At 55.6% G+C, this 17,753-nt stretch carries 15 protein-coding genes; 9 read left to right on the top strand and 6 right to left on the bottom strand.

What is annotated here, in order from left to right; genetic code table 11:
- Position 1: 1 nt before the first annotated feature.
- The 5 genes from accB to acuI all read right to left on the bottom strand — a co-directional run bounded on the left by accB (position 2) and on the right by acuI (position 3,830).
- Complete coding sequence (gene accB, locus ROR01S_RS07430) at positions 2-469, bottom strand: acetyl-CoA carboxylase biotin carboxyl carrier protein (protein ID WP_004868302.1); 468 nt, start codon at positions 467-469, stop codon at positions 2-4.
- Positions 470-491: 22 nt separating this feature from the next.
- The gene (gene aroQ, locus ROR01S_RS07425) at positions 492-944 is read right to left on the bottom strand and encodes a type II 3-dehydroquinate dehydratase (protein ID WP_004868300.1); all 453 of its coding nucleotides are present in this window, start codon (positions 942-944) and stop codon (positions 492-494) included.
- A 233-nt stretch (positions 945-1,177) separates the two neighbouring features.
- On the bottom strand, positions 1,178-1,777 hold the full coding sequence (gene msrQ, locus ROR01S_RS07420; RefSeq protein ID WP_015585637.1) for a protein-methionine-sulfoxide reductase heme-binding subunit MsrQ: 600 nt from the start codon (positions 1,775-1,777) through the stop codon (positions 1,178-1,180).
- A complete protein-coding gene (gene msrP / locus ROR01S_RS07415) occupies positions 1,777-2,778 on the bottom strand; it encodes a protein-methionine-sulfoxide reductase catalytic subunit MsrP (protein ID WP_064359251.1) in 1,002 nt (333 codons plus the stop codon). Before msrP ends, msrQ begins: the two co-directional genes overlap by 1 nt.
- Positions 2,779-2,855: 77 nt before the next feature.
- Complete coding sequence (acuI, locus tag ROR01S_RS07410) at positions 2,856-3,830, bottom strand: acrylyl-CoA reductase (NADPH) (RefSeq protein ID WP_004868287.1); 975 nt, start codon at positions 3,828-3,830, stop codon at positions 2,856-2,858.
- A gap of 219 nt (positions 3,831-4,049) precedes the next feature.
- Between acuI and csrD the strand changes: the two genes are divergently transcribed.
- The 8 genes from csrD (at position 4,050) to tldD (ending at position 16,412) form a co-directional block, all read left to right on the top strand.
- Positions 4,050-5,990 carry an RNase E specificity factor CsrD gene (csrD, locus tag ROR01S_RS07405; RefSeq protein ID WP_015585638.1) on the top strand — a complete coding sequence of 647 codons (1,941 nt, stop codon included), beginning with the start codon at positions 4,050-4,052 and terminating at the stop codon, positions 5,988-5,990.
- A 304-nt stretch (positions 5,991-6,294) separates the two neighbouring features.
- Complete coding sequence (gene mreB, locus ROR01S_RS07400) at positions 6,295-7,338, top strand: rod shape-determining protein MreB (RefSeq protein WP_002918653.1); 1,044 nt, start codon at positions 6,295-6,297, stop codon at positions 7,336-7,338.
- A 70-nt stretch (positions 7,339-7,408) separates the two neighbouring features.
- Complete coding sequence (mreC, locus tag ROR01S_RS07395) at positions 7,409-8,401, top strand: rod shape-determining protein MreC (RefSeq protein WP_004868280.1); 993 nt, start codon at positions 7,409-7,411, stop codon at positions 8,399-8,401.
- On the top strand, positions 8,401-8,889 hold the full coding sequence (mreD, locus tag ROR01S_RS07390) for a rod shape-determining protein MreD (protein ID WP_004868276.1): 489 nt from the start codon (positions 8,401-8,403) through the stop codon (positions 8,887-8,889). The genes mreC and mreD overlap by 1 nt, the downstream gene beginning before the upstream one ends.
- Positions 8,890-8,896: 7 nt before the next feature.
- On the top strand, positions 8,897-9,478 hold the full coding sequence (locus tag ROR01S_RS07385) for a Maf family protein (protein WP_064359250.1): 582 nt from the start codon (positions 8,897-8,899) through the stop codon (positions 9,476-9,478).
- A gap of 2 nt (positions 9,479-9,480) precedes the next feature.
- Positions 9,481-10,950 (top strand): ribonuclease G, encoded by a 1,470-nt coding sequence (rng, locus tag ROR01S_RS07380; RefSeq protein ID WP_004868271.1) that lies wholly within the window; start codon positions 9,481-9,483, stop codon positions 10,948-10,950.
- A gap of 127 nt (positions 10,951-11,077) precedes the next feature.
- Positions 11,078-14,878 carry an AsmA2 domain-containing protein YhdP gene (yhdP, locus tag ROR01S_RS07375; protein WP_064359249.1) on the top strand — a complete coding sequence of 1,267 codons (3,801 nt, stop codon included), beginning with the start codon at positions 11,078-11,080 and terminating at the stop codon, positions 14,876-14,878.
- 88 nt (positions 14,879-14,966) lie between these two features.
- Positions 14,967-16,412 carry a metalloprotease TldD gene (tldD, locus tag ROR01S_RS07370; RefSeq protein ID WP_032690544.1) on the top strand — a complete coding sequence of 482 codons (1,446 nt, stop codon included), beginning with the start codon at positions 14,967-14,969 and terminating at the stop codon, positions 16,410-16,412.
- A gap of 74 nt (positions 16,413-16,486) precedes the next feature.
- Here the strand turns inward: tldD and aaeR are convergent, their stop codons facing one another.
- Entirely contained in the window at positions 16,487-17,416 is a 930-nt protein-coding gene (gene aaeR / locus ROR01S_RS07365) for an HTH-type transcriptional activator AaeR (protein ID WP_064359248.1), read from the bottom strand.
- Between the two features lie 131 nt (positions 17,417-17,547).
- Between aaeR and aaeX the strand changes: the two genes are divergently transcribed.
- Positions 17,548-17,751, top strand: coding sequence for a p-hydroxybenzoic acid efflux pump operon protein AaeX (gene aaeX, locus ROR01S_RS07360; protein WP_004868260.1), 204 nt, complete (start codon positions 17,548-17,550; stop codon positions 17,749-17,751).
- The last annotated feature ends 2 nt before the right edge of the window (positions 17,752-17,753 follow it).

Here is a 17,753-nt window from a genome sequence, read left to right as displayed (position 1 = left end):
GTTACTCGATGACTACCAGCGGCTCATCAAATTCTACCGGTTGGCCGCTTTCGATCAGAATGGCTTTCACCACGCCGGATTTATCGGCTTCGATCTGGTTCATCATTTTCATCGCTTCTACGATGCACAGGGTGTCGCCCACGTTAACTTTCTGACCGACTTCCACGAACGCTTTTGCGTCCGGGCTCGGGGTGCGGTAGAAAGTACCGACCATCGGGGAACGTACGATGTGACCGCTGATTTCTGCTTTCGCCGGCGCGTCTGCCTGAGCGGCGGCGGCCGGTGCTGCTGCAACCGGTGCCTGAGCCTGCATCATCGGCGCGGCATACGCCTGCTGCATGACCGGGTAGCCCGCATTTGGCGCGGCACGGCTGATGCGTACAGACTCTTCGCCTTCAGAAATTTCCAGTTCGGAGATGCCTGATTCTTCAACCAGCTCGATCAGCTTTTTAATCTTACGAATATCCATGAGTGGGTTCCGTACTCTTTGTTTAGTGTGATTGTGACAGGCGTTTTACCGCCGTCTGTAAAGCGTATGAATAGCCGTCCGCACCGAGTCCGCAGATGACGCCCGAGGCGATATCCGACAGATAGGAGTGGTGACGGAACGGTTCGCGTGCATGTACGTTGCTCAGGTGAATCTCGATAAACGGGATACTGACCGCAAGCAATGCATCGCGGATAGCCACGCTGGTGTGCGTAAACGCGGCCGGATTAATCAGGATATAGTCCACAGTGTCTTTAGCCTGATGAATTCGGTCGATTAGCGCGAACTCCGCATTGGACTGCAGGTGATCCAGCGCCACGTTCAGAGCCGAAGCTTCTGATTCCAGACGGTTAACAATCTCAGAAAGCTTAAGGGTGCCATACTTCTCAGGCTCACGGGTGCCGAGCATGTTAAGGTTGGGTCCGTTTAAAAGCAAAATGCGAAACTTGTCAGCCATTGTGTGGCTATCTCCTGCCATTCTCGGGTAAAAAACAAAATATACCTTCGAAGCGCGCTTGTCACCTTTTCAGGGCTCGAAAACCCCGTCAGGAAAACCAAAGTCGCACATTATAACGATTTCGTAGCATTTGGCAGCTAAATACTGGTCTTATCAGGGAAGATTATCAACCGCTATCGTTCAAAGCATCGCGGTTGATAAAAGATCTGCGGGAAACTGCACATATCCGATGATTATCGCCACCACTGACGGAACTTCTTGTAACGCCATGCTAAAAGCAACGCGGCCAGCACGGCATAAATCACCGGCTGCGGGGATAAAATCTTCACCGACCACAGGTAGTGAATGGGAGCAAGGATTGCCACCAGATAGACGAAGTTGTGCAAAGTTTGCCATCGGCGACCCAGTTTTCTCTGCAGCGCTTGTGTTGAAGTGGCGGCCAGCGCCAGCAAAATCAACCAGCTGATAAAACCCAAAGTCAGGTAAGGTCTGCTGACTAACTCCGAACCCAGCAGCGCCAGATTGTTGATACCTAACTCCAGCAGCGTGTAGCTGGTGAGATGCAGCGTTGCCCAGGCAAAGCACCACAACCCGAGTAAACGCCGGGTACGAATCAACAAAGGTTGTTTAGCGTAGCGCGCGAGCGGTGAGACGAGCAAGGTCGCAAGCAAAAATTTAAGAGCCATCCTACCGGTAAAATGCTGGATATCTTTTGCCGGATCGGCGCTAAAGTAGCCCTGTTGTCCGGCCCAGAAGAGCCAGATAAAGGGCAAGAGGCCGGCCAGATGGAGGACCACCTTCAGCCAGGTAATCTGTTTTACGCTCAGACGCACTAGTAATACTCCCGCAGATTCAGTCCCCGATAGAGCGATGCCACTTCGTCAGCATAGCCGTTAAATAACAGCGTCGGCTGGCGCTTAACATCAAGTACGCCGCCAGAGCCGATAACACGCTCTGTAGCCTGCGACCAGCGCGGATGATCGACGTGCGGATTGACGTTAGCGTAGAAGCCATATTCTTGCGGCCCGGCGAGATGCCAGGTGGTGGGGGGCTGCTCGCGCGTCAGCTCGATACTGACGATGGATTTAATACCTTTAAAACCGTATTTCCATGGGACGGTCAGCCGGACAGGGGCGCCATTTTGCGGCGGCAGCGCTTTACCGTAAACGCCGACGCTCAGCAGCGTCAGAGGGTGCATGGCTTCATCCAGCCGCAGACCTTCTACATAAGGATAAGCCAGTCCCCCGCCGATAAAGCGATCTTTTTGCCCCGGCATTTGATCCGGTGCATAGAGGGTTTTAAATGCGACAAAACGGGCGTTGCTGGTGGGTTCAACCAACGCCAGCAGTTTATGTAGCGGGAAGCCGACCCAGGGCACCACCATTGACCAGGCCTCCACGCAGCGCATCCGGTAAATACGCTCTTCCAGCGGAAAGCGTCGGGTCAGATCGTCATGATCGAGCGTCAGCGGTTTGGCCACCTCTCCGCCAATCGTGAGGGTCCAGGGATCGGTACGCAGGCTGCCGGCATTGGCCGCGGGGTCTGCTTTATCAAGACCAAATTCATAGAAGTTGTTATAGCCGGTGACTTTATCTTCCGGCGTCAGCGTGAGCGAGCTTTGCCACTCCGCGGGTTTATTGAACGTCAGGGCTTTACCTGCCGGGGCCGGCGGGCGGTCGTGACCTTTAAACCAGTCCAGGAGATCGGCCCGCGCCGTGGGGGAAAGAGAAAGGGCCGTTGCGGTGATCCCGAGTGACTTCAGCACCTGGCGGCGCTGCAGCATAAATACGGATTCTGCCGTGACATCGGCTTCCGTGAGTTTTTTAGGTTTCATGACATCCTCCGACATGCTTTTTTCTAAGCATGACGGAGGCGGCGATTTATCGCGAATATGTCACGAAAAATTGCAGATTAGGCGATCTTCACCAGCGTCCGCCCCTGGATCTGATTGTTCATGATCTTAGCGGCGAATGCCGGGGCCTCTGCGAGGGTAATTTCCGTGGCGCTCGCTGAATAGAAGGATTCCGGCAGGTCACGCACCAGACGTTGCCAGGCTTCAGCGCGACGCGCGGGCGGCGTCATGACGGAATCGACGCCCTGCAGGCGAACATTGCGCAGAATAAACGGCATTACCGTCGTCGGCAGCGCAAAGCCTCCGGCCAGACCACAGGCGGCGACGCAGCCGCCATAGTTCATCTGCGCCAGCACTTTCGCCAGCACCTTGTCCCCGACGGTATCGATCGCGCCAGCCCACAGCTGTTTTTCCAGCGGACGGGTTTCGGCAAACTCTTCGCGACCGAGAATGCGCTGCGCGCCGAGGCTTTTCAGATATTCATGGGTGCTTTCGCGGCCAGAGACTGCGACGACCGAATAGCCGAGCTGATGCAGCAGCGCAATGGCGGTACTGCCGACGCCGCCGCTGGCGCCGGTGACAATGATTTCACCATCCTGCGGACGGATACCGGCATCTTCCAACGCCATGACGCACAGCATTGCGGTGAAGCCGGCGGTACCGATCGCCATCGCTTTACGGCCATCAAGACCTTCCGGCATTGCGACCAGCCAGTCGCCTTTCACGCGCGCACGCTCGGCCAGACCACCCCAGTGGTTTTCACCGACGCCCCAGCCGGTCAGCAGCACTTTCTGGCCGCTGTGGAAGCGCGGATCTTCGCTTGAGTGAACGCTACCGGCGAAATCGATGCCAGGAATCATCGGAAAGTTGCGGATGATTTTTCCCTTGCCGGTGATCGCCAGCGCATCTTTATAGTTAAGGCTCGACCAGTGAATATCGACGGTGACATCGCCCGGCGGCAGCTGGTCGGCGTCGATGGTTTGCACCGAAGAGATTGTTTTACCATCCTGCTGTTCTAATATTAAAGCCTGCATATGCGGGTCCTTATTTGTACAAAGATTGGAAAAATTTTTCTGCAGACTATACTCGCTATCGACATTATTACGCCGATATAACGCAATAAATTGCCAGAAACGCCAGCTTTGATAGTATGCCTCGCGCTTTAGAAAGTTAGTGCTTACTTTAGGTAAAGCGCCAGTACACGAGCCTGAAAATCTATCGGGCGGTCATTCACTCGCGGAGTTAACACAGGGATGCGATTAACGACGAAGTTCTCAGCATTTGTCACGCTGCTTACCAGCCTGACCATCTTTGTCACGCTCATCGGTGCTTCGCTGAGTTTTTATAACGGTATCCAGCTGAAGATGGAGAATCGCGTCCAGGCCGTGGCGACGATGCTGGATAACCGCCTGATCTCATCCTCGTTCGATAAGCTCGAACCGCAAATGGATGAGCTGATGACGCCGGTGGAGATTGTGCAGGTCGATTTTCTGCTTAACGGCAAGCCGGTGTACGGTCACTCGCGTAGCGACAGCTATCGTCCGCCGGGGAGTAAGAATCAGTATCGTGAAATAACGGTACCGTCGTTAAAACATCCCGGTATGACGATTCACGTGGTCTACCTCGACCCGATGGTGAATTATTTCCGCTCGCTGCACATCACCGGGCCCTTATCGATAGCTATCGGTCTGATGGTTCTGGTTATCTTTTTCTCCGTACGCTGGATTCGCCGTCAGCTTGCAGGCCAGGAGCTGCTGGAGGTGCGCGCTGCGCGAATCCTCAGTGGCGAACGCGGGCCGCAGGTTCGAGGGTCGGTACATGAGTGGCCGGCCAGCACCAGCAGCGCGCTGGATATGCTGCTTTCCGAACTGCAGTTTGCCAGCGATCAGCGTAGTCGTATGGATACGCTGATTCGTTCTTATGCTGCACAAGACTCGAAAACCGGGCTGAATAATCGTCTGTTCTTTGATAATCAGCTGGCAACTCTGCTGGAAGATCAGGAAAAAGTGGGTTCGCACGGTATCGTGATGATGATTCGCCTGCCGGAGTTCGATCTGCTACGTGATAACTGGGGACGAGCCGCTGCCGAAGAACACTACTTCACGCTCATCAACCTGCTGTCGACTTTTATTATGCGCTATCCCGGGGCGCTGCTGGCGCGCTACCACCGCAGTGATTTTGCCGTACTCCTTCCTCACCGTACCTTAAAAGAGGCCGATAGCATCGCCGGGTTGCTGTTAAAAGCGGTGGATGCGCTGCCGCCGACGCGGATTCTTGACCGCGATGACATGATGCACATCGGTCTTTGCGCTTTCCGCAGCGGGCAGACAACGGCCCAGGTGATGGAACGCGCCGAGGCCGCGACGCGCAATGCGGTGCTACAGGGCAGCAATAGCTGGGCCGTCTACGATGACTCGTTACCGGAGAAAGGGCGCGGTAACGTCCGCTGGCGTACGCTGATTGAACAAATGCTCAGCCGCGGCGGGCCGCGACTGTACCAGAAGCCGGCCGTTACCCGCGATGGACGCGTCCATCATCGTGAACTGATGTCGCGGTTGTATGACGGAAAGGAAGAGGTGATCGCGGCAGAATATATGCCAATGGTGCAACAATTTGGTCTGGCGGAAGAGTACGACCGCCTGCAGATCACGCGGTTACTGCCATTTTTAAGTTTTTGGCCGGAGGAAAACCTCGCGCTGCAGGTGACGGTGGAGTCATTGATCCGGCCGAGATTTCAGCGCTGGCTGCGTGATACCTTGATGCAGAGTGAAAAATCGCAACGTCGACGGATTATTTTTGAACTTGCAGAGGCAGATGTTTGTCAATATATCGGCCGCTTACAACCGGTAATGCGCCTGGTCAATGCTCTGGGTATTCGTGTCGCCGTCGTGCAGGCCGGATTAACGCTGGTTGGAACCAGTTGGATCAAGCAGTTGGATGTCGAAGTGATTAAGCTGCACCAGGGGCTGTCGCGCAATATCGAAAAGCGCAGTGAGAACCAGCTGCTGGTTCAGAGCCTGGTGGAGGCCTGTAAGGGCATGCCGGTCCAGGTTTTTGCAACCGGCGTTCGCAGTCGCAGTGAGTGGCAGGTGCTGTCTCAGTGCGGTGTCACGGGTGGTCAGGGGGAATTTTTTGCCGCCTCACAGCCACTTGACACAAATGTGAAAAAATATTCGCAAAGATACTCGGTTTGATCTGCCGTTTAGCGTGATTTCACGTAGAATAACGCGCGCCATAGTGAAGGGGGTGTGCTTGTCTACCTGCCGGATTATCGCAATGTAAATGCCAGTAAATGACCTTTGACGGGTTACAGATTCAGGCGCGGAGCGCTGTTGATGATTTCGCCACTGAATGGACCCGGTAAATTTGTAACGAAGGAAATGCGCTGCACTAATTTTCACCGTAGCAGATGATTTTTGCGCCTTGTCGCTGCTGCGTGTGGTTGGTAAAGTAAGCGGATTTTGTTTTCCGCCCCAGCTTTCAGGATTATCCCTTAGTATGTTAAAAAAATTTCGTGGCATGTTTTCCAATGACCTGTCCATTGACCTGGGTACTGCGAATACCCTGATTTATGTAAAAGGACAAGGCATCGTATTGAATGAGCCTTCCGTTGTGGCCATTCGTCAGGATCGTGCCGGCTCGCCGAAAAGCGTCGCTGCAGTTGGTCATGAAGCGAAGCAGATGCTCGGGCGTACACCGGGCAACATCGCGGCGATTCGCCCGATGAAAGACGGCGTTATCGCCGACTTCTTCGTCACCGAAAAAATGCTCCAACACTTTATCAAACAGGTGCATAGCAATAGCTTCATGCGTCCAAGCCCGCGTGTTCTGGTGTGCGTACCGGTCGGTGCAACCCAGGTTGAGCGTCGTGCGATTCGTGAATCTGCTCAGGGCGCTGGCGCTCGTGAAGTCTTCCTGATTGAAGAGCCGATGGCGGCTGCGATTGGCGCGGGCTTACCGGTTTCTGAAGCGACCGGTTCTATGGTGGTGGATATTGGTGGCGGTACCACAGAAGTGGCGGTTATCTCCCTGAACGGCGTGGTTTACTCCTCTTCCGTTCGTATCGGTGGTGACCGTTTCGATGAAGCCGTGATTAATTATGTGCGTCGTAACTACGGATCTCTGATCGGTGAAGCGACGGCTGAACGTATCAAGCATGAAATCGGTTCGGCGTATCCGGGCGATGAAGTGCGTGAAATCGAAGTTCGCGGCCGTAACCTGGCAGAAGGCGTGCCGCGCGGCTTTACCCTGAACTCGAACGAAATTCTCGAAGCGCTGCAGGAACCGCTGACCGGTATCGTCAGCGCGGTCATGGTCGCGCTGGAACAGTGTCCGCCGGAGCTGGCTTCCGATATCTCCGAGCGTGGTATGGTTCTGACTGGCGGTGGCGCCCTGCTGCGCAACCTCGACCGTCTGTTGATGGAAGAGACAGGTATTCCTGTCGTAGTTGCAGAAGATCCACTGACTTGCGTCGCACGTGGCGGCGGTAAAGCGCTGGAAATGATCGACATGCACGGCGGCGACTTGTTCAGCGAAGAGTAGTCAGCCGAAGGTCCAGGGTAGCCTCAAAAGCTACCCTTGGTCTTAACTGACACGAGAATACGCATAGCCTATGAAGCCAATTTTTAGCCGTGGCCCGTCGCTACAGATTCGCCTTATCCTGGCGGTTTTGGTGGCGCTTGGCGTGATTATCGCCGACAGCCGCCTGGGGACGTTCAGTCAGATTAGAACGTACATGGACACTGCCGTCAGCCCTTTCTACTTTATCTCAAATGGTCCCCGGGAATTGTTGGATAGCGTATCGCAAACGCTGGCAACCCGCGATCAGCTCGAACTGGAAAACCGCGCGCTGCGTCAGGAACTGCTGCTGAAGAACAGCGATTTGCTGATGCTGGGTCAGTACAAACAGGAGAACGCGCGTCTGCGCGAGCTGCTGGGCTCGCCGCTGCGCCAGGATGAGCAAAAAATGGTGACTCAGGTCATCTCTACGGTTAACGATCCTTATAGCGATCAGGTTGTCATCGATAAGGGCAGCGTTAACGGCGTTTACGAAGGCCAGCCGGTGATCAGCGACAAAGGCGTTGTGGGTCAGGTCGTCGCGGTGGCGAAGTTAACCAGCCGCGTGCTGCTCATCTGCGACGCGACGCATGCGTTGCCGATTCAGGTTCTGCGCAATGATATTCGCGTGATTGCGGCAGGTAACGGATGCACTGACGATTTGCAGCTGGAGCACCTGCCGGCGAACACCGATATTCGCGTCGGCGATGTGCTGGTGACCTCCGGTCTCGGTGGCCGCTTCCCTGAGGGCTATCCGGTTGGCGTGGTCTCCTCGGTGAAGCTCGACACGCAGCGTGCGTATACGGTCATTCAGGCGCGCCCAACGGCGGGTCTGCAGCGTCTGCGCTATCTCCTGCTGCTGTGGGGAGCCGATCGTAATGGGGCCAACCCGATGACGCCGGAAGAGGTGCACCGCGTCGCCAATGAGCGTCTGATGCAGATGATGCCGCAGGTTCTGCCGGCACCGGATGCCATGGGGCCGCAAATGCCTGCGCCGGCAACCGGCATAACGCCGCCTTCGCAACCTCTGCCTGCAGGGGGGCAATAGTGGCAAGTTATCGAAGCCAGGGACGCTGGGTTATCTGGCTCTCGTTTCTTATCGCACTATTGCTGCAGGTCATGCCCTGGCCGGCGGATTTGACCGTCTTCCGGCCAAACTGGGTGTTCCTGATCCTGCTTTACTGGATCCTCGCCTTACCGCATCGGGTTAACGTAGGCACCGGTTTCGTCATGGGGGCTATCCTCGATCTTATCAGTGGGTCGACACTGGGCGTTCGCGCGCTATCGTTAAGTATCATCGCTTATCTGGTGGCGCTGAAATATCAGCTGTTTCGCAACCTGGCGCTCTGGCAGCAGGCGCTGGTGGTGATGATGCTATCCCTTGCTGTGGATATCGTTGTTTTCTGGGCAGAGTTTTTAGTGATCAACGTCTCTTTCCGTCCGGAAGTGTTCTGGAGTAGTGTAGTAAACGGCGTGCTCTGGCCATGGTTATTCCTGCTGATGCGGAAAGTCCGTCAGCAATTTGCGGTGCAATAAGGTTGATATGACGACTCTGTATCTCGCTTCAGGCTCTCCGCGTCGGCAGGAACTGCTGACGCAGCTGGGGCTATCTTTTGAACGTCTGGTTCCCGGTGTTGAAGAACGACGCTTGCCGCAGGAGAGCGCCGGGCACTATGTTGCGCGTCTGGCGCGTGAAAAAGCGCAGGCGGGGGTCGCACTGGCGTCGCGCGATCTGCCGGTGCTGGGGGCGGATACCATTGTTATCCTGAACGGCGAAGTGCTGGAAAAACCGCGCGATGCCGCTCACGCCGCCGAGATGCTGCGCATGCTCTCCGGTAAGACGCATCAGGTCATGACGGCCGTGGCGCTGGCGGATAAGCAGCTGACGCTGGATTGCCTGGTGGTGACGGAAGTCACCTTCCGCCTGCTTTCAGAACAGGATATTGCCAGCTATGTGGCCAGCGGAGAACCTCTGGACAAAGCAGGTGCATACGGTATTCAAGGGTTGGGTGGCTGTTTCGTCAGGAAGATTAATGGCAGCTATCACGCCGTGGTCGGCTTACCGCTGGTAGAAACGTATGAGTTGCTGAGTAACTTTAACTCACTGCGTGAAGAAAAGGGATAAAGATGACGGCAGAATTATTAGTTAACGTAACGCCATCGGAGACGCGCGTTGCGTACATTGATGGCGGTATTCTTCAGGAAATTCATATTGAGCGTGAAGCGCGGCGCGGAATCGTAGGCAATATCTACAAAGGTCGTGTCAGTCGTGTACTGCCGGGGATGCAGGCGGCTTTTGTAGATATTGGTCTGGACAAGGCCGCATTTCTGCATGCGTCAGATATTATGCCGCATACCGAATGCGTCGCCGGGGAAGAACAAAAGCAGTTTACGGTGCGCGATATTTCCGAACTGGTTCGTCAGGGCCAGGACCTGATGGTTCAGGTGGTGAAAGATCCGCTCGGCACGAAAGGCGCCCGCCTGACGACGGACATTACGCTGCCTTCCCGCTATCTGGTCTTTATGCCGGGAGCTTCTCACGTCGGCGTGTCACAGCGTATCGAGAGTGAAGCTGAACGCGAGCGGTTAAAGAAGGTGGTGGCCGAGTACTGCGATGAGCAGGGCGGTTTTATCATCCGTACCGCCGCGGAAGGGGTGCATGAACAGGAGTTAGCCGCCGATGCGGCTTACCTCAAGCGCGTATGGACTAAGGTCATGGAGCGCAAAAAACGGCAGCAGACCCGTTATCAGCTGTACGGTGAACTGGCGCTGGCTCAGCGCGTGCTGCGCGATTTTGCCGATGAGCATCTGGACCGTATTCGCGTCGACTCCCGCCTGACGTATGAATCGCTGGTGGAGTTTACCGCCGAATATATGCCGGAAATGACCAGCAAGCTGGAGCATTACAGCGGCCGTCAGCCGATTTTCGATCTCTTTGACGTGGAGAACGAAATTCAGCGCGCGCTGGAGCGTAAGGTGGAGCTGAAATCCGGCGGCTATCTGGTTATCGATCAAACCGAAGCGATGACCACCGTGGATATCAATACCGGGGCATTTGTCGGTCATCGCAATCTCGACGATACCATTTTTAATACCAATATTGAGGCGACTCAGGCGATTGCCCGCCAGCTGCGTCTGCGCAATCTGGGGGGGATTATCATTATTGATTTCATTGATATGAATAATGAAGATCACCGCCGCCGGGTGTTGCATTCACTGGAACAGGCGTTGAGTAAAGACCGGGTCAAAACCAGTATTAACGGCTTCTCCCAGCTTGGTCTGGTAGAAATGACCCGTAAGCGGACTCGTGAAAGCGTTGAGCACGTGCTGTGTAAGGATTGCCCTACCTGCCACGGACGCGGTACGGTGAAATCGGTGGAAACGGTGTGCTATGAAATCATGCGTGAGATTGTGCGTGTGCATCATGCCTACGATTCCGATCGTTTCCTGGTCTATGCTTCTCCTGCGGTTGCGGAAACCCTGAAAGGGGAAGAGTCGCACGCGCTGGCGGAAGTCGAAATCTTTGTCGGCAAACAGGTCAAAGTACAAATTGAACCGCTCTATAATCAAGAGCAGTTCGATGTCGTTATGATGTAATCATCTGGTTTGCCTCTGTTCTGGCGCCCGGGAGCATGGCTAAACGACGCCTTATCCCGGAAGTCAACGCCGCCGACGCGGAGGCAAAGAGACAGATGACGTGTAAAAGTCTGACAAGGAGAGAGGCGTGAGGCGACTGCCCGGGATATTATTGCTCACCGCGGCAACATTGACAGTTGTCGTCGCACTGCTGGTGAGCGGCCTGCGTCTCGTTCTGCCGCAGCTGGACGCATGGCGCCCGCAGCTGCTGGAGAAAATCTCTGCGATTTCAGGCTCGCCGGTCAATGCTTCACAGCTCACGGCCCGCTGGGAAAATTTTGGTCCGACGCTTGACGTGCGCGATGTCTCCGCGGGTCTGAAAGACGGCGGTCAGCTCTCTGTTAAACGGGTCACTCTGGCGCTGGATGTCTGGCAAAGTCTGCTGCACATGCGCTGGCAGTTCCGCGACCTCACCTTCTGGCAGTTGAAAATCCATACCAATTCGCCCATCCAGACCAATGATGGCGGCGATAGTCTGAAAACCGACCATATCGGCGATCTTTTCCTGCGCCAGTTCGACCACTTTATTCTCCGCGATAGCCATTTGAGTTTCGTGACCATTTCCGGGCAACGCGCGGAATTAGCTGTTCCGCAGCTCACCTGGCTGAACACCAATAACCGCCATCGTGCAGAAGGGCAACTGAGTCTCTCCAGTCTGAACGGCCAGCATGGGGTGATGCAGGTACGCATGGATCTGCGTGATGAAAATGGCCTGCTGAATAAAGGGCGCGTATGGCTGCAGGCGGACGATATTGACGTGAAGCCGTGGCTGGGGCGCTGGATGCAGGACAATATTGCATTGCAAAATGCGCGCTTTAGCCTTGAAGGCTGGATGACCATCGACAAAGGCGATATCGCCAGCGGCGACGTCTGGTTGAAGAAGGGCGGCGCCAGCTGGCAGGGGGACGGTCAGCCTCATCGATTGACGGTGGATAATCTGACGGCCCATATCTTCCGCGAGAAGCAGGGCTGGGGCTTCGACATCCCGGATACCCGTATCTCGATCGATGGCAAAGCCTGGCCGCGCGGCGCGCTGGCGATGGCGTGGATCCCGGCCCAGGATGTTGGCGGCGATAACCACGCGCGCAGCGATGAGCTGCGTGTCCGCGCCAGTAATCTCGATCTCACTGGCCTGACCGGGCTGCAACCGATCGCCGATAAGCTGGCTCCTGAGCTGGGCGAGGTCTGGCGCACCACGCAACCTGCCGGCAAAATCGATCTGCTGGCGCTGGATATCCCGCTGCAGGCGGCGGAGAAGTCCCGTTTTCAGGCAAGCTGGAGCGACCTCTCCTGGAAGCAGTGGAAGCTGCTGCCAGGGGCCGAGCATTTCTCCGGTAGCGTTGCCGGAAGCGTGGAAAACGGCTCGCTGCACGCCAGTATGAGCGAGGCTAAAATGCCTTATGCCACGGTCTTCCGCGCCCCGCTGGAAATCGCCAAAGGCGATGCCACCCTTAGCTGGGTGAAGAATGACAAAGGATTTATGCTCGACGGACGCAACATTGACGTGCAGGCGACCGGTGTACGTGCGCGGGGAGGATTCCGCTATTTACAGCCGCAGGATGATGAGCCGTGGCTGGGAATTCTGGCGGGGATCAGCACCAATGACGGCGGTCAGGCATGGCGCTATTTCCCGGAAAACCTGATGGGCAAAGAGCTGGTGGATTATCTCAGCGGCGCGATAAAAGGCGGGCAGTCAACCAACGCGACCCTGGTTTACGGCGGTAATCCGCACCTGTTCCCCTATCTGCATAACGAAGGCCAGTTCCAGGTTTCTGTGCCATTAACCAACGCCACTTTTGCCTTTCAACCGGACTGGCCGGCATTAACCGGGCTGGATATCAACCTCGACTTTATCAATAACGGTTTGTGGATGAAGGCTGATAAGGTCATGCTGGGTAACGTCACCGCCAGCAACCTTGATGCGGTTATCCCTGATTATTCGCGGGAAAAACTGCTTATTGATGCCGATATCAACGGTCCGGGGAAAGATGTCGGCCCCTATTTTAAAGAGACGCCGCTGAAAGAGACGCTGGGTTCGGCACTGGATGAGCTCCAGCTGGATGGGAATGTGAGCGCTCGCTTACATCTTGATATTCCGCTGGATGGCGAGCTGACCACCGCCAAAGGCGATGTCAATCTGGTGAATAACAGCCTGTTTATCAAACCGATTGATACGACGCTGAAGGATCTGACCGGTAAGTTCAGCTTTACAAATGGCGATTTGAAAAGCGAGACCCTGAAAGCCAGCTGGTTTAATCAGCCGCTGAATCTCGATTTTTCCACCACCGAGGGAGCTAAGGCCTTCCTGGTCAACGTTGGAATGAACGCCAGCTGGCAGCCGTCGCGTACCGGTCTGCTGCCAAAAGCAGTCAATGATGCCGTGAGCGGTAGCGTGCCGTGGGACGGTAAGGTGGCCATTGAGCTGCCGTACCATGGGAATGCGAGCTATAAGGTTGATATCAACGGCGATCTGAAAAACGTAAGCAGCGACTTACCTTCTCCGGTCGATAAAAAAGCGGGTGAGCCGCTGCCGGTGAAAATTAATGTTGCTGGCGGGTTAAACAGCTTTGAGCTGACCGGCGCGATTGGTGCGAAAAATCATTTCAACAGCCGCTGGTTGCTGAGCCGTAAGCTGACGCTGGATCGGGCGATTTTAACCTCTGATAGCAAAGCCATTTCTCCACTGCCGGATCAGGCCGGCGTTGAGCTGAATATGCCGCCGATGGATGGCGCGGAGTGGCTGGCGCTTTTCCAGGGCGGCGCAGTCAATGAAGTCAGCAGCAATGTTCTCTTCCCGGAACGTATAACGTTGCGTACGCCGTCGCTGACATTTGCTGGCCAAAGCTGGAACAACGTGAGCCTGGTGAGCCAACCGGAAGCCGGTGGCTCGAAGGTTGAAGCCCAGGGGCGCGAAATTAACGCCTCTTTGACAATGCGGCAAAATGCTCCCTGGCAGGCCGCTATTCGCTACCTGTATTACAACCCGGCCGCCGCTCAGAAGAGCGGTGAGACGTCCGACGGGGCGAGCCCGCTTGCCAGTAAGCGCCTTGATTTTCGCGGCTGGCCGGATCTTCAGCTGCGCTGCGCAGAGTGCTGGCTATGGGGGCAAAAATACGGGCGCATCGACGGTGATTTCTCAATTAAAGGCGATACCCTGACGCTGGCTAACGGGCTGGTGGATACCGGTTTTGGCCGTCTGACTTCCGACGGCGTATGGGTCAACGCCCCGGGCGGCGTGCGGACGTCGCTGAAAGGCAAACTCCATGGGAATAAAACGGATGCCTTTGCCAGCTTCTTCGGTATTTCAACGCCGGTGAAAGGGTCGTCGTTCGATGTCGATTACGATTTGCACTGGCGCGCACCGCCGTGGCAGCCGGATGTGGCATCGCTCAATGGGGTGCTGAAAAGCCATCTCGGGAAAGGCGAATTTACCGACATCAGTACCGGTCATGCCGGGCAGCTGTTGCGTCTGCTGAGCGTCGATGCGCTGTTGCGGAAGCTGCGTTTCGACTTTAGCGATACCTTCAGCGAAGGCTTCTATTTTGATTCGATCAACAGCACGGCATGGATTAAAGATGGTGTGCTGAATACGGATGATACGCTGGTGGATGGCCTCGAGGCGGATATCGCTATGAAAGGCTCGGTCGATCTGGTACGCCGCCGACTGGATATGCAGGCCGTCGTGGCCCCGGAAATTTCGGCCACCGTCGGTGTTGCGACAGCGTTTGTGATTAACCCGATAGTCGGCGCCGCGGTATTTGCCGCCAGTAAAGTGCTGGGGCCGCTGTGGAACAAAGTATCTATCCTGCGCTATCGCATCACTGGCCCTATCGATCAGCCGCAGATCAATGAAGTTCTGCGCCAGGCGCGCAGCGACAAAAAGCAATGATTTGACGATTGCGGGGAATTACCGCACTCTCAATGGATAGCGTTTTTTATTTCCGCCTGACCGGCGGCAACAAACGAGTAGCATAACGATGAGTCTGAACCTGGTAAGTGAACAATTACTGTCAGCAAATGGCCTGAATCATCAGGATCTTTTTGCCATTCTTGGCCAGTTGGCCGAGCGCCGTCTGGATTACGGCGATCTCTATTTTCAGTCGAGCTATCACGAATCCTGGGTTCTGGAAGACAGCATCATTAAAGATGGTTCGTATAACATTGACCAGGGCGTCGGCGTTCGTGCGGTCAGCGGCGAGAAAACGGGTTTTGCTTATGCCGATCAAATCAGCCGGCTGGCGCTGGAACAGAGCGCGCAGGCGGCGCGTACCATCGTGCGCGACAGCGGCGACGGCAAAGTGCGTACCCTGGGGGCGGTAGAATACAGCGCGCTGTATACCAGTATCGATCCGCTGCAAAGTATGAGCCGCGAAGAGAAACTGGATATCCTGCGCCGCGTCGATAAAGCGGCTCGCGCCGCTGATAAACGCGTGCAGGAAGTGTCCGCCAGCCTGAGCGGCGTATATGAATTGATTCTGGTCGCGGCGACAGATGGGACCTTAGCGGCGGACGTTCGTCCGCTGGTGCGTCTGTCGGTCAGCGTACTGGTGGAAGACGACGGTAAACGTGAACGCGGCTCCAGCGGCGGCGGCGGTCGTTTTGGCTATGACTATTTCCTGGCTGCCGAAGACGGTGAAGTTCGTGCCGATGCCTGGGCGAAAGAAGCGGTGCGGATGGCGCTGGTGAATTTATCTGCCGTTGCCGCCCCGGCGGGCATGCTGCCGGTGGTGCTGGGTGCCGGCTGGCCTGGCGTGTTGCTGCATGAAGCGGTAGGACACGGTCTGGAAGGCGATTTCAATCGTCGCGGTACTTCGGTGTTCAGCGGCCATATGGGTGAACTGGTGGCTTCCGAACTGTGCACCGTGGTGGATGATGGTACCATTGCCAATCGCCGCGGCTCGTTGGCCGTTGATGACGAAGGGACGCCGGGCCAATACAACGTGCTGATTGAGAACGGTATCCTGAAAGGCTATATGCAGGACAAACTCAACGCGCGTTTGATGGGCGTTGCGCCGACCGGTAACGGCCGCCGCGAGTCATACGCCCATCTGCCCATGCCGCGGATGACCAACACCTACATGCTGGCAGGTAAATCGACGCCGCAGGAAATTATTGAATCGGTTGATTACGGTATCTATGCCCCGAACTTTGGCGGCGGTCAGGTCGATATCACCTCAGGTAAGTTTGTGTTCTCCACTTCAGAAGCCTACCTGATCGAAAAAGGGAAGGTCACGAAAGCAGTGAAGGGGGCGACCCTGATTGGTTCCGGGATTGAAGCGATGCAGCAGATTTCCATGGTCGGTAACGATCTGAAGCTGGATAGCGGTGTCGGCGTGTGCGGTAAAGAGGGCCAGAGCGTGCCGGTAGGCGTGGGTCAACCGACGCTGAAAGTCGATAATCTTACCGTTGGCGGAACCGCCTGAGTATTCTGAATGCGCTTCCGCATCTTGCGGAGGCGCACCTTGCACCGGCCATCGTTGCTGTGTGTGTCGTGTCGCTAGCGAGCAATTCCCCGGCCGTGCATCCCCTGGTAAATTTTTGCCACCTCGACGAAATACTCCGTCAGTGAATTAATACAGACCTGAACCTTCAGCGGTAGCTTGTCTTTCTCGGTATACACCGCATACACCGGACGAGGATCGGACTGGTAGCTTGGCAGCAGGATCTCCAGCTCTCCGCGGTTGATCTCTTCGATCGCCCACATCAGCGGAACGTAAGCCACGCCGACGCCTGCGGTCAACCAGCGTACCAGCGTCATGGGGTCGTTGGTGACAAAGCGGCCCTGCGGAATCAGTTTGGTTGAGATCCCTTCCGGGGCGATAATTTCAAATTCATTATCAGGGCGCACGCTGTACTCAAGCCACGAATGGCTGGCGAGATCGGCCGGTTTTTCCGGGATCCCCGCCTGCTGCAGGTAGCTTTTCGCTGCGCAGAGCACCATCGGCATCGAGCCAAGCCGGCGGGAGAAGAGACTGGAATCCTGCAATGCCCCGACACGGATCACCACATCGAGCCCGTCAGCAATCAGGTCCGGCGCCGGAATTCCGGTAACCAGGTTGACGGATAAACCCGGGTACTCTTTCAGCATTCCAGCGGTAATGTGGGCCAGGACATTCTGTGCCATAGTTGAAGAGCAGCCGACGCGCAGCGTACCGATGGGCGTATTGTTAAACGCGTACAGTTGCTCATGGACGTCCTGCGCTTCGAACAGCATTCGTCGGCAGCCCTGGTAATAGATCTTGCCGGCTTCTGTTAAGCCAAGGCTGCGGGTGCTGCGGTTGAGCGGCTTCACCTGGAGTTCATCTTCCAGTCTGGAGACAGTCTGGCTGATGGATGAAACGCTCATCTGGAGCTGGTGTGCCGTGGCGGTAAATGAACCAAGTTCAACCACTTTGGCAAAAACGGACATGCGTTTTAATCGTTCCATTGTTCACTCTGACTTAAAAGTGATTTAGATCACATAATATAGATCATGCTGCAATTGTTACGTTACTATATTGTTAGCTACATAATAAACGCTTCACGCATATCACCTGTACGCTTCTTATCAAGGTCATCATGAGTCTGTTTCCTGTCATCGTGATTTTCGGCTTATCGTTTCCGCCGATCTTCTTTGAGCTGCTAATATCGCTGGCCATTTTCTGGCTGGTACACCGGCTGCTGGTTCCCACCGGCATCTATGATTTTGTCTGGCACCCTGCACTGTTTAATACCGCGTTATATTGCTGCCTTTTTTATCTGATATCGCGTTTGTTCGTTTGAGG

Source organism: Klebsiella ornithinolytica NBRC 105727 = ATCC 31898, assembly GCF_001598295.1.
Classification (GTDB): domain Bacteria; phylum Pseudomonadota; class Gammaproteobacteria; order Enterobacterales; family Enterobacteriaceae; genus Klebsiella; species Klebsiella ornithinolytica.
This window is presented reverse-complemented; position numbering and strand designations above follow the sequence as displayed.

Bases quoted from the DNA above. Each gene is read 5' to 3' on its own strand.
- accB (WP_004868302.1), bottom strand. From the start codon at position 469: ATGGATATTCGTAAGATTAAAAAGCTGATCGAGCTGGTTGAAGAATCA.
- aroQ (WP_004868300.1), bottom strand. From the start codon at position 944: ATGGCTGACAAGTTTCGCATTTTGCTTTTAAACGGACCCAACCTTAAC.
- msrP (WP_064359251.1), bottom strand. From the start codon at position 2,778: ATGAAACCTAAAAAACTCACGGAAGCCGATGTCACGGCAGAATCCGTA.
- acuI (WP_004868287.1), bottom strand. From the start codon at position 3,830: ATGCAGGCTTTAATATTAGAACAGCAGGATGGTAAAACAATCTCTTCG.
- csrD (WP_015585638.1), top strand. From the start codon at position 4,050: ATGCGATTAACGACGAAGTTCTCAGCATTTGTCACGCTGCTTACCAGC.
- mreB (WP_002918653.1), top strand. From the start codon at position 6,295: ATGTTAAAAAAATTTCGTGGCATGTTTTCCAATGACCTGTCCATTGAC.
- mreC (WP_004868280.1), top strand. From the start codon at position 7,409: ATGAAGCCAATTTTTAGCCGTGGCCCGTCGCTACAGATTCGCCTTATC.
- ROR01S_RS07385 (WP_064359250.1), top strand. From the start codon at position 8,897: ATGACGACTCTGTATCTCGCTTCAGGCTCTCCGCGTCGGCAGGAACTG.
- rng (WP_004868271.1), top strand. From the start codon at position 9,481: ATGACGGCAGAATTATTAGTTAACGTAACGCCATCGGAGACGCGCGTT.
- tldD (WP_032690544.1), top strand. From the start codon at position 14,967: ATGAGTCTGAACCTGGTAAGTGAACAATTACTGTCAGCAAATGGCCTG.
- aaeR (WP_064359248.1), bottom strand. From the start codon at position 17,416: ATGGAACGATTAAAACGCATGTCCGTTTTTGCCAAAGTGGTTGAACTT.
- aaeX (WP_004868260.1), top strand. From the start codon at position 17,548: ATGAGTCTGTTTCCTGTCATCGTGATTTTCGGCTTATCGTTTCCGCCG.